Annotated in this window: 10 protein-coding genes and 1 pseudogene; 8 read left to right on the top strand and 3 right to left on the bottom strand. The window is 39.5% G+C overall.

The window, feature by feature from the left end; genetic code table 11:
* The 3 genes and pseudogenes from JWP71_RS01020 to JWP71_RS01010 form a co-directional block, all read left to right on the top strand.
* Positions 1-131: pseudogene (locus JWP71_RS01020) on the top strand (cysteine desulfurase); the annotation flags it as partial.
* 181 nt (positions 132-312) lie between these two features.
* On the top strand, positions 313-594 hold the full coding sequence (locus tag JWP71_RS01015; protein WP_299496090.1) for a hypothetical protein: 282 nt from the start codon (positions 313-315) through the stop codon (positions 592-594).
* Between the two features lie 64 nt (positions 595-658).
* The gene (locus JWP71_RS01010; RefSeq protein ID WP_299496088.1) at positions 659-823 is read left to right on the top strand and encodes a hypothetical protein; all 165 of its coding nucleotides are present in this window, start codon (positions 659-661) and stop codon (positions 821-823) included.
* A gap of 92 nt (positions 824-915) precedes the next feature.
* Here JWP71_RS01010 and accD read toward each other — a convergent pair whose 3' ends face one another.
* Positions 916-1,761 (bottom strand): acetyl-CoA carboxylase, carboxyltransferase subunit beta, encoded by an 846-nt coding sequence (gene accD, locus JWP71_RS01005; protein WP_299496093.1) that lies wholly within the window; start codon positions 1,759-1,761, stop codon positions 916-918.
* Positions 1,762-1,930: 169 nt separating this feature from the next.
* On the opposite strand from accD, the gene fbaA reads away from it, so the two are divergent.
* The 4 genes from fbaA to JWP71_RS00985 all read left to right on the top strand — a co-directional run bounded on the left by fbaA (position 1,931) and on the right by JWP71_RS00985 (position 5,449).
* A complete protein-coding gene (gene fbaA / locus JWP71_RS01000) occupies positions 1,931-3,010 on the top strand; it encodes a class II fructose-bisphosphate aldolase (protein WP_299496087.1) in 1,080 nt (359 codons plus the stop codon).
* Between the two features lie 138 nt (positions 3,011-3,148).
* Complete coding sequence (locus JWP71_RS00995) at positions 3,149-4,462, top strand: amidohydrolase family protein (protein ID WP_299496085.1); 1,314 nt, start codon at positions 3,149-3,151, stop codon at positions 4,460-4,462.
* 92 nt (positions 4,463-4,554) lie between these two features.
* A complete protein-coding gene (locus tag JWP71_RS00990; protein ID WP_299496083.1) occupies positions 4,555-5,058 on the top strand; it encodes a low affinity iron permease family protein in 504 nt (167 codons plus the stop codon).
* On the top strand, positions 5,018-5,449 hold the full coding sequence (locus JWP71_RS00985; protein WP_299496081.1) for a GNAT family N-acetyltransferase: 432 nt from the start codon (positions 5,018-5,020) through the stop codon (positions 5,447-5,449). Before JWP71_RS00990 ends, JWP71_RS00985 begins: the two co-directional genes overlap by 41 nt.
* A gap of 43 nt (positions 5,450-5,492) precedes the next feature.
* Here the strand turns inward: JWP71_RS00985 and JWP71_RS00980 are convergent, their stop codons facing one another.
* Both JWP71_RS00980 and JWP71_RS00975 read right to left on the bottom strand, forming a co-directional pair.
* The gene (locus tag JWP71_RS00980) at positions 5,493-6,350 is read right to left on the bottom strand and encodes a hydroxymethylglutaryl-CoA lyase (RefSeq protein ID WP_299496079.1); all 858 of its coding nucleotides are present in this window, start codon (positions 6,348-6,350) and stop codon (positions 5,493-5,495) included.
* A gap of 107 nt (positions 6,351-6,457) precedes the next feature.
* The gene (locus JWP71_RS00975; protein ID WP_299496077.1) at positions 6,458-7,771 is read right to left on the bottom strand and encodes an NAD(P)/FAD-dependent oxidoreductase; all 1,314 of its coding nucleotides are present in this window, start codon (positions 7,769-7,771) and stop codon (positions 6,458-6,460) included.
* A gap of 255 nt (positions 7,772-8,026) precedes the next feature.
* On the opposite strand from JWP71_RS00975, the gene JWP71_RS00970 reads away from it, so the two are divergent.
* On the top strand, positions 8,027-8,549 hold a 523-nt coding region (locus JWP71_RS00970), incomplete at its 3' end, for an alcohol dehydrogenase catalytic domain-containing protein (RefSeq protein ID WP_299496075.1).

The raw sequence follows: 8,549 nt of genomic DNA, 5'->3' as shown, positions 1-8,549 counted from the left end.
ATGTACTTACGGGTATTGGAGCCAGCAGCACAAGGCCGTCTGTAAGATTTTCTTTTTCTAAGTATAATACTAAAAAAGAGATAGATTTTGTAGTAAATAAAGTACGCGAGCTGTTTCCGGTAAACGCGTAAAAATCCAACCCTTATAATTCATCGCGAGGCAAAGTAATAGCGAATTTACTTAAGTGCTTAGCTTATTTGCCATTGCGCACCATCGTCGCAAATACATATTTTTATTATTAATTTAATTTCTTACTTGGAAAAAACTGGCACGTTTATGGCTGTTAATTAATTAACAATTAATAATAAAACTATGGAACCGAATAAACAAAACCCTCAAAAGGGTAATAGACCAGACGAAACCCCTGAAAGGCGCCAGTCAGAACAGGAAGGTTCAGGATACACTCCACAAAGAGAGCAACAACAACATACTAAGGGTAATGATACTTCGTACAGCGAACAAAATGATGTCACCCCGCCAAATCAAAAAGAATTCCCTGCTGAAGGACCTGCAAAAGCTGATTTTGAGAGCCGTCCGCAAGGACGAAGAACCGGCCGCATGGTAGGGCATGAGCCGGGTACTGAAAGCTTGTAAGACTAAAAAATAGTCATTCAAAAAAGGTTATCCCTGATAATCTTTTTTACTTAAAAACCAAGATATGAAAACCAATAATCAAAATTCCGGAAGCGGTAATCGACAAAAGGAAAACAGGAAACAATCACAGGTAAATCAACCTCAAAAGGATAAAAATGCTTCAAATAAAAAAGCTGTTTATATAAAAGATATGCCTCCAATTGACGGCGCAAGGCCGGGAGTAATATAATTGCTGAAAATATTTATTAAAAACAAACGGGGTTATACATTTTGTATAACCCCGTTTGTTTTTAAGTATAGCTATCTATTCCTACTGGAATATTAGTTTTTTAACATCTTTAAAAATGCCGCCAGTTCTTCTTTCATTTCGCGGCGATCGACAATAAAATCAAGAAAACCATGTTCCTGCACAAACTCTGCAGTTTGGAATCCCTTTGGAAGGTCTTTTTTAATGGTCTCTTTAATTACCCTTGGTCCGGCAAAACCTATTAACGCGCCCGGTTCGGCAATATTAATATCGCCCAGCATAGCATATGATGCAGTTACACCGCCTGTTGTAGGGTCGGTTAACAACGATATATAAGGCACTTTGGCTTGTGATAATAAGGCCAGTTTAGCTGATGTTTTAGCCATTTGCATTAAAGAGAATGCTGCTTCCATCATCCGCGCACCACCTGATTTGGATATCATCAGGAAAGGAACTTGATGCTCGATACAATAATCAATAGAACGGGCTATCTTTTCGCCTACTACTGATCCCATTGATCCGCCAATGAAGTTAAAATCCATGCAGGCAATAACTATATCCTGCCCGTTAATTTGTCCTGCCGCGGCACGTATAGCATCTTTTAGACCTGTTTTAAACTGAGTTTCAGTTAACCTTTCAGTATATTTTTTAGTATCTGTAAAATTCAGTGGATCGCCTGATACAAGGTCAGGAAATAATTCAGTAAACTCATTATTATCAAACAGAACAGAAAAGTATTCTTTTGATCCGATGCGTAAATGGAAACCGCAATAATGACAAACGTATTGATTTTCAACCTGCTCAGTATAGTGAAGGGGTTTCTTACATTGAGGGCATTTGTTCCAGATCCCATCAGGGGTTTCTTTCTTCTCCTCAGTAGTCGTAATTATCCCTTTTAACTCTCGTTTAAACCATGCCATATCTATGTCTAGCTCTTTCAATTAATGCAAAGAAACGAAATATTTTCTTAGAATATGAGATTTGAGACAATAGATTTGAGATAGATTTTATAGAATTGTATTAAAAACTCACATCACATATCTAAAATCTCACATCTAAATTATAACTTCGGCGCACAAAACAATGGTAATGGATTTAAAAAATTATAAAGGAGTTTTGCACGGCGATCAGGTGCAAGAACTATTTGAGGCAGCTAAAAAGCACCAGTTTGCTTTACCTGCTGTAAATGTAATAGGTACCAACACAATTAACGCTGTAATGGAAACCGCAAAGGCAGTAAACTCGCCGGTAATTATACAGCTGTCGCATGGCGGCGCGCAGTTTTATGCGGGCAAATCATTAGATAACTCTAAGTTACAGGCTTGTATTCTGGGTGGTGTATCTGCTGCACGGCATGTGCATTTATTGGCAGAGCATTATGGTGTTGCTGTAATTTTACATACAGACCATGCTGCTAAAAAGTTATTACCATGGATAGATGGTTTATTAGATTATGGCGAAAAGTTTTTTGCTGAAACAGGCAAACCGCTGTTCTCATCGCACATGTTGGACCTGTCTGAAGAATCAATCGAAGAAAATATTGAAATATCTGCCAAATACCTGGCACGTATGGCCAAAATGGGTATGACACTTGAAATAGAATTAGGTGTTACCGGCGGCGAAGAAGATGGCGTTGACAATTCTGATGTAGACAGCTCACGTTTATATACTCAGCCGGAAGATGTGGCTTATTCTTACGAGAATTTATTAAAAGTTAGCCCGCGCTTTACTGTGGCTGCTGCTTTTGGTAATGTGCACGGTGTTTACAAACCGGGCAATGTAAAATTACAGCCGGTTATACTGCATAACTCACAAGAGTATGTGAAAAAGAAGTTTAATTTAACCGATGAAAAGCCTATCAATTTTGTGTTTCATGGTGGTTCCGGTTCGAGCCAGGAAGAGATTCGTGAGGCGATTGGTTATGGAGCCATTAAAATGAATATTGATACGGATATGCAATGGGCATACTGGGAAGGTATAAAAGATTACTACCAATCAAAAGAAGCTTACCTGCAAGATCAAATAGGCAACCCGGAAGGCGCAGACTCTCCAAACAAAAAATATTACGATCCGCGTGTATGGTTACGCAAAGGCGAGGAGAACTTTGTAAAGCGTTTAACCACCGCTTTTGAAGATTTGAATTGCATTAACGCAACTGATAAATTGTAGGTTTAATATAACCCAAAATAGAAAAAGCGCCGATTTGAAACATCGGCGCTTTTTTTATGTCCAAAGTTGAAGAAAGATAAAATTTGCAAATACGAAATTTATCGTACATCTTTATCCTCCCTAATCTAAATACTTATTATGAAAAAAATATTCCTCTTCATGTTGCTTTATGTGCCGTTCATGGTATGGGCACAAACTGATAAAGTATATCTTATTAAAACCGGTAGACTATTTGACAGCGAAGTTGCCCAGTTTAAAACAGGTTTAGACATTATAGTGAAAAATGGCCGTATTGATGATGTTAAAGCCGATAAGGATATTCCTACGGCCGAAAGAGAGAAGTATACGTTAATTGATCTGTCTGCATTCACCATTTTACCGGGGCTAATCGATGTTCATACACACCTGCTCTATAAAGAAGAGCTGTTGCCAAATAGAGATTTTTCATCCGAGTCGCTTGTTAAAAGGCTGACCATGGAGGGCGACGCTTACCGTGCGATATATGGAGCGGTAAGAGCGAAAGCTTATTTAGAAGCCGGCATAACCTCTGTTCAGGATCTGGGCAATTCGGGCAAGTTTGCCGATATTGCTTTAAGGAAAGCGATCAATGAAAATTTAGTACCGGGGCCACGTATGAGTTGTGCAGGGCAGGGGTTGGCAAGCGAGGGCGGGCAGTTGCCGGGTTTAATATATGAGCATCGTGATATTGCGAATGATGAGTATCGTATTGTTTCGGGTGTTGATGATGCCAGGCAGGCCGTGCGCGAAAATATTACTCAGGGCGCCAATGTAATTAAAATCTACAGTAATAACACGCCAAACAAAACCGCGTTGTCTGTTGAAGAAATGAGTGCTATTGTAAAAGAGGCGCATCGCTATGGTGTTCGTGTTACTGCGCATGCTACAGATGATCATGCAGTTTATAACGCAGTGATTTCCGGCGTTGATGGTATAGAGCATGGTTATGAAATAGCCGATTCTACATTGATGCTTATGGCTAAAAAGAAGGTTATTTTAGTACCGACAGATTTAGACAAGGTTACCTTTACCAATTACCTGAAAATTGCAGCCCCGAATGTTAAAGATGTTGATGCTCAAATAACTAAATATCAAAAATCACCAACCGACAGGCTTCAGCGGGCTATAAAATTTGGTGTAACCATAGCTTACGGATCAGACGATTACATCGACATGAAAATGCCTTTAGCCGAACCATCAAAACGTATTTTAATAGCTTATCATGAAGAAGGAGTTGCTATACCCCAGGTACTACAGTTTGCTACGTTAAACTCGGCCAGGCAAATAAACCACAGTGCTTTACTGGGCGTCATAAAAAAGAGCTACCTGGCAGATATAATAGCCGTTGATAACAGTATTGATAAAGACATTAACGCAATTTTAAATGTGCGCTTTGTAATGAAAGGCGGCGTAATTTATGTGAATAAGCAATAAGTATATTTACAACCGCAGTTTAAGAGCGCCAATGCAAAACATTGGCGCTTTTTTTTAGTTATAAAAGGCATAATTAATAAGTTATGATGACTATGGCTAAAAAGAAAAACTTTTTCGAACAATTCTCAAATTGGGCTACTATTGCTACCGGAAGCTCGGCCGCATTTTTTACCGCGATAAGCATTATTGTAGTATGGGGTATTACCGGGCCGATATTTAAGTATTCTGATACCTGGCAGTTAATTATCAATACAGGTACAACTATAGTTACTTTTTTGATGGTTTTTCTGATTCAAAAATCGCAAAATAAAGACTCGAAAGCCATTCATTTAAAGCTGAATGAATTATTAGCCTCGCATCAGGGTGCCAGTAACCGGATGGTTGATATTGAGGATATTACTGAAGAAGAGCTTGATCAATTGCATAAGTTTTATGTGCAATTATCAGACCTGGCCGAACAGGAGGATGATTTAACTTGTACCCATTCTATTGATGCTGCGACAGAAAATCATAAATTTAAACTTTCAAACTTAAAAACCAAAAAGCATTATATCGATGCCCGAAACAAGAAAGATTCAAGTAAGCAAAGTAAGTGACCCGGCAAACCTTGAAAAAGTATTTGCCATAAGAAGAGAAGTATTTGTTGGCGAACAAAATTGCCCGCCCGAGTTGGAGTGGGAGCATGAAGATGAATCTACGCATTTTTTAGCAACGGTTGATGGTATCCCTGCAGGTGCATCGCGCTGGCGCAAAACAGCTAATGGCTATAAATTAGAGCGTTTTGCTGTATTAAAGCAATTTAGGGGACTAGGAGTTGCTCAAAAATTAGTAAATACTGTTTTGGATGATCTGCCTGCCGATGCAGTATATATATACCTGAATGCCCAGCTATTGGCAATAGGTCTTTATGAAAAATTTGGATTTGTGAAAGAGGGCCCGCAGTTTGAAGAAGCGGGAATACAGCATTTTAAAATGGTGAAGAGATAATGTTAAATTTTTATGCGCATCATTGCAACTACGGTGTATTAAATTAACCAAACACCCTTACCGAATAATCCAGCGCATCCTGTAATTTATCGTAATTAAGCTCTTGCAGCACATTTTGTGATTTAAGATAGCCAATCAGGTTTTCAGTAGCGATATTGCCTGTTAGGTCATCTTTAGCCATTGGGCAGCCGCCGTAGCCTTTTAACGCACTGTCAAAACGTTTGCAGCCACTTTGGTAAGCAGCTTCCACCTTTTCATACCAGGTATCTGGCGTACTGTGCAGGTGTACACCAAATTCTGTTTTCGGGAATTCGGCACATAGCTGCGGGTATATGCTTTTTATTTGGTCAGGGGTAGCAACGCCTATGGTATCAGATAAGGCAATGATGTTGATGCCTTCGTTAACCAGTTTTTCTGTCCATTGATGTATGATCTCTGTATTCCATTCCTCCCCGTAAGGGTTACCAAAACCCATAGACAGGTAAACCAGTAACTCTTTATTTTTGACATTGCATAAGCCTTTAATCTTTTTCACCGTATCAAAGGCGTCATTTATGGTTGAGTTTGCGTTACGCAGCTGGAATGTTTCGGATATGGAAAAAGGGTAACCCAAATAGGTTATTTCATTATGCATGGCAGCTTCTTCGGCGCCACGGTAATTGGCTATAATGGCTAATAATTTTGACAGGGTAGTACTCAAATCAAGCTGTGCCAATACCTGTGCGGTATCCTGCATTTGAGGTATGGCCCTGGGGGATACAAAACTGCCAAAATCAATGGTATCAAAGCCAACCTGCAATAACAAGTTGATATAATCAGCTTTAATAGCGGTGGGTACAAAATTTGGTAAACCTTGCATCGCGTCGCGCGGACATTCGGTGAGTTTTATTGCTGCTGACATTGCTTTATAAAATCAAAATGCGTTTCGTAGCTTTAATTCAAACATACATAATCAATATGATAAAGCAAGGAGACTCCGCAGGTGTTACCCTTTTTATTATCAGTTAATTAGTCTGCTTTTGCCACCTGTTTGTGTTTTTTTGGTAGCTCTTCGCGGTTAAACCTCCGGATGATTAGTCTGCTTCCTCCGTTATAAGTAAGATAGCTCCCTATCCAGTTAACAAATACAATTACCTTATTCCTGAAACCTAACAGCGATATCAAATGTACAAACATCCATATCAGCCATGCAAAAAATCCCTGGAACTTTATCTTACCCAGATCGGCAATGGCTTTGTTACGGCCTATGGTAGCTAATGATCCTTTATCATTGTACTTAAATTGCACAGTAGGTTCGCCTTTAATTAAGTGCATTATATTTTTACCGGCCAATTGTCCTTGCTGTATAGCTACCTGTGCTACACCGGGATGCCCTTTAGGGTTGTCATCAGTTATCATAGCAGCCACATCGCCAATAGCAAATACGTTTGACGATCCTACTATACGGCTTATGCTATCAACCTTTATGCGATTGCCGCGCTCTATGATGTCTTTATTGATGCCTGAAGGTACAACACCCATAACCCCGGCGCTCCATATCACATTTTTAGTTTTAATGATTTTGCCGCCTTCAAATTTTATTTCCTCGCCATTATAACTTTCAACCTTTACATTTAATAAAACCTCTACGCCCATATCGGTTAAAAAAGCCTTAGCTGCTGCCGATCCCTGGTCTGAAAATGGGCCAAGCACCTTTGGTAAAAAATCTACCAGGTAAACCTTCATATCCTCTTTTTTCAGATCAGGATAATCGCGGGTTAGTATATGATTGCGCAATTCGGCCAATGCGCCTGCAAGCTCAACACCGGTGGGGCCGGCACCAACCAGCACAAAGGTTAGCAGCGGTTCTTTTTCTTCTTTAGTGGCCTTTAATGAGGCCTCTTCAAGGTTTTGCAGGATAAGGTACCGTAAGTTCAACGCCTCGGGTATTGATTTCATGGGCATTGCATAATGCTCTATCTCTTTGCTACCAAAAAAGTTGGTGGTCGATCCGGTTGCTATTACCAAATAGTCGTAGGGGATTTCGCCCAGGTCAGTGGCGATTGTATTTTTTTCAAGATCAACGCCCGATACTTCGGCTATACGAAACCGAAAGTTTTTTTGCCCGCTGAAATTTTTTCTCAAAGAGAAAGCTATAGATTCTGATTCTAAACTCCCTGTAGCAACCTGGTACAGCAGGGGCTGAAAAGTGTGGTAGTTATGCTTATCAAGCATTAAAACATCAACAGGCTTATCTGCCAGCTGATTGGCAACCTCAAGGCCGCCAAAACCGCCGCCTATAATTACTACCAGGGGGAATTTTGATTTTTCAGTTGAATTCATAATACCAGCGTTTTTTATAACAAATATAATATGTTGAATAATTAAGTCGTTCAATTAAGTAGGGGATGTTTTATCATCAACTGGCAGAAATACAAAAATCATTCCTCAAAAGGCAAATGACAATAAGGCATAAACTTTAATAAAGTAACCTGTATTATTTTCAATAAGTGACCTGTATCATTTATATCGGGCTTTAATAGCAATAGCTTTGTAGTCATAAATTAATAACCTATTTACTATTTAAAAGAATATGATATGGAAAATTTAGTTTCAGACAAGGCAGCATTGCAAACCGATGTGCCATCCGGTATTAATTCAATTAATAATGCAACCATGAAAGCCCTGGTTTACCACGGTCCCGGAAAAAAATCATGGGAAGACAAACCAAAACCAACAATAACGAAATCAACAGACGCGATTGTAAAAATCCTGAAAACCACAATATGCGGAACGGACCTGCATATTATGAAAGGGGATGTTCCGACGATTACCGACGGAAGAATAATTGGCCACGAAGGTGTTGGTGTAATAGAAGAGGTTGGAAACGCTGTAAGTAATTTCAAAACAGGCGATCACGTTATTATATCATGTATCACGTCATGCGGTAAATGCGAGTATTGCAAAAAAGGAATGTATTCGCATTGTGTAGACGGTGGATGGATATTAGGTAATACAATTGACGGTACTCAGGCAGAATTTGTTAGAATACCTTATGCCGACAACAGCCTTTATCATATACCTGCAGGGGCAGACGAAGAAGCACTGGTTATGTTGAGTG

The sequence above is a fragment of the Mucilaginibacter sp. genome (assembly GCF_028287845.1).
Classification (GTDB): domain Bacteria; phylum Bacteroidota; class Bacteroidia; order Sphingobacteriales; family Sphingobacteriaceae; genus Mucilaginibacter.
This window is presented reverse-complemented; position numbering and strand designations above follow the sequence as displayed.

Excerpts from the sequence above, each read along its gene's own strand:
- JWP71_RS01015 (WP_299496090.1), top strand. The coding sequence starts at position 313 with ATGGAACCGAATAAACAAAACCCTCAAAAGGGTAATAGACCAGACGAA.
- JWP71_RS01010 (WP_299496088.1), top strand. The coding sequence starts at position 659 with ATGAAAACCAATAATCAAAATTCCGGAAGCGGTAATCGACAAAAGGAA.
- accD (WP_299496093.1), bottom strand. The coding sequence starts at position 1,761 with ATGGCATGGTTTAAACGAGAGTTAAAAGGGATAATTACGACTACTGAG.
- fbaA (WP_299496087.1), top strand. The coding sequence starts at position 1,931 with ATGGATTTAAAAAATTATAAAGGAGTTTTGCACGGCGATCAGGTGCAA.
- JWP71_RS00995 (WP_299496085.1), top strand. The coding sequence starts at position 3,149 with ATGAAAAAAATATTCCTCTTCATGTTGCTTTATGTGCCGTTCATGGTA.
- JWP71_RS00990 (WP_299496083.1), top strand. The coding sequence starts at position 4,555 with ATGGCTAAAAAGAAAAACTTTTTCGAACAATTCTCAAATTGGGCTACT.
- JWP71_RS00985 (WP_299496081.1), top strand. The coding sequence starts at position 5,018 with ATGCCCGAAACAAGAAAGATTCAAGTAAGCAAAGTAAGTGACCCGGCA.
- JWP71_RS00980 (WP_299496079.1), bottom strand. The coding sequence starts at position 6,350 with ATGTCAGCAGCAATAAAACTCACCGAATGTCCGCGCGACGCGATGCAA.
- JWP71_RS00975 (WP_299496077.1), bottom strand. The coding sequence starts at position 7,771 with ATGAATTCAACTGAAAAATCAAAATTCCCCCTGGTAGTAATTATAGGC.